Source organism: Leptolyngbya sp. FACHB-671, assembly GCF_014695745.1.
Lineage (GTDB): Bacteria > Cyanobacteriota > Cyanobacteriia > Elainellales > Elainellaceae > JAAUTN01.
In genome coordinates this window covers 1-1,958 of record NZ_JACJOV010000161.1, presented here as the reverse complement: position 1 = coordinate 1,958, position 1,958 = coordinate 1, and the positions used below count along the sequence as shown (strand labels likewise).

The following is a 1,958-nucleotide window of genomic DNA, read 5'->3' as shown; positions in this document are numbered from 1 at the left end:
CCCAATTGCATAGTACTTGCAGGACAGGTTTGAGTGTCAGATCATACTCAGTAAATGAATACTCTACTTTCAGTGGCATCTCTGAATAGACATTTCGATTGACAATGCCATCTTTTTCTAGCTCTCGCAATTATTGGATCAACATCTTTTCTGTAATCTCTGGCATCAACCGTTTGAGTTCACTAATCGCTTTTTCTCATCTTTGAGATGCCAAAGAATCAAAATCTACCATTTCCCACCTAACACTTTTAAGGGTGGTCTGTACAAATACAGTACCTTGAGTGGGTTCATTGGTCATCTACGCTACTTTCCCATTCATTGAGAGAGCTTACAAAAAAGTAAGTACTTCCGAAAAAGTTAGTAGGAGTATAACCTGTTCTTTGTGATTGGTCATTGGTCACTACAAATGACGAACGATAAATGACGAACGACGAACGACATAAGGGCACAACACCATGCAAGTTCAAGGTGCGATCGCATTAGTGACAGGCGCGAACGGTGGGATTGGGCAATACTACATTCAGGGCTTACAAGCGGCTGGAGCCATTCGCATTTATGCTGGGGCACGTAATCCAGGTAGCTTGAAGGACATTGCGGCAACAGATCCCGATCGCATCATTCCTATTCCCCTCGATATCACCGATGAAGCCTTGGTCAAGGCAGCAGTTGAGGCGTATTCTGATGTGAATCTCCTGATCAACAATGCCGGGGTAGGATTTAATCAAAGATTGGTTGCGGATCTCAATTTTGACAAGGTGCGATCGGAGATTGAGGTCAATTACCTTGGTACGTTGCGGATGTGTTTGGCGTTTGCTCCAGTTTTGAAAGCGAATGGAGGTGGGGCGATCGTCAATATGCTCACTATCCTGGCGAAGATTAGTTTTCCGTTGAATGCGTCCTACTGTGCGTCTAAAGCAGCAGCTCTATTGGCAACGCAGGGAATTCGAGCCGAGCTTGCTTCACAAGAAACACTGGTGGTTGGGGTCATGCCTGGAACAGTAGACACCAGGATGAGCAAGGATTTTCCGCCACCTAAAGTTGCACCCGAAGAGGTGGTGCGGGCAGCACTTCAGGCGGTTATTGATGAGGTTGAGGACGTTTATCCTGGCGAACAAGCGCAGGAGATGCAAGCTCAGTTACTCCAAGATCCGAAAGCGGTTGAAAAGTGGATGGCAGGAATTTTAGCCAGTTAAATTCGGATATTTGATAGTTCCGTTCGACAAGATTTTCAACTCTCCTTAGCTACAAAATGATGAAGATTGGCATTATTGGCGCGGGTAGTATGGGTAGTGCATTAGGCACGATTTGGGCAAAGCAAGGGCATCAGGTGACGTTTTCGTACTCACGAGATCCAGCAAAATTGCAGAGTATCGCAACGGCAGCAGGCGAGACTGCACAGGTTGGGACACCAGAACAAGCTGTGCAGTTGAGCGATGTAATTTTAATTGCCCTCCAACCGTTCGTATTGGAAGAGGTTTTGAGTACGGTTGGTTCTCTGGAGAACAAGATTGTCCTGACCTGTATGAGCGGTTTGAAGCCCGACTTTACGAGGCAAACCATTGGCATTAACACTGACCTTAAAGTTTCGGTTGCTGAGCAATTAGCTGAACTGGCTCCCGGTGCAAAGGTGGTGGAAGCGTTTAACATTACGTTTGCTGAAATTCTGGCTTCTGATTCTCGCCAGTTTGGGAGTGAACATCCCACCGTTTTTTACTGTGGGGACGATCCAGAAGCAAAGGAAATCGTTGCTCACCTCATCCAAGACTGTGGCTATGATGCGATCGATGTTGGCGGGTTAATTGTGGCGCGTAGTTTAGAAACCTTAGCCACTGCCTGGGTACAATTTGCGGTGGCAAGTAACTTATTCCCAAACATTGGAATCAAAGCGTTGCGTCGATAGGGACTGCTGACCCCTAACCCTTTCCTCCTTTACCTATGCCCCTCAAAACAAACTCCCT

At 46.6% G+C, this 1,958-nt stretch carries 3 protein-coding genes; 2 read left to right on the top strand and 1 reads right to left on the bottom strand.

Features of this window, described 5'->3' with window-relative positions:
* A partial coding sequence (locus H6F93_RS35990) for a winged helix-turn-helix transcriptional regulator (RefSeq protein WP_524538040.1) occupies nt 1-130 on the bottom strand: 130 nt, incomplete at its 3' end.
* Between the two features lie 325 nt (nt 131-455).
* Between H6F93_RS35990 and H6F93_RS29955 the strand changes: the two genes are divergently transcribed.
* Together H6F93_RS29955 and H6F93_RS29950 are read left to right on the top strand one after the other, a co-directional pair.
* Complete coding sequence (locus H6F93_RS29955; protein ID WP_190689145.1) at nt 456-1,193, top strand: SDR family oxidoreductase; 738 nt, start codon at nt 456-458, stop codon at nt 1,191-1,193.
* 56 nt (nt 1,194-1,249) lie between these two features.
* Nucleotides 1,250-1,900: an NADPH-dependent F420 reductase gene (locus H6F93_RS29950; protein ID WP_190689143.1), complete on the top strand. Its 651-nt coding sequence runs from the start codon at nt 1,250-1,252 to the stop codon at nt 1,898-1,900.
* Nucleotides 1,901-1,958 lie beyond the last annotated feature (58 nt).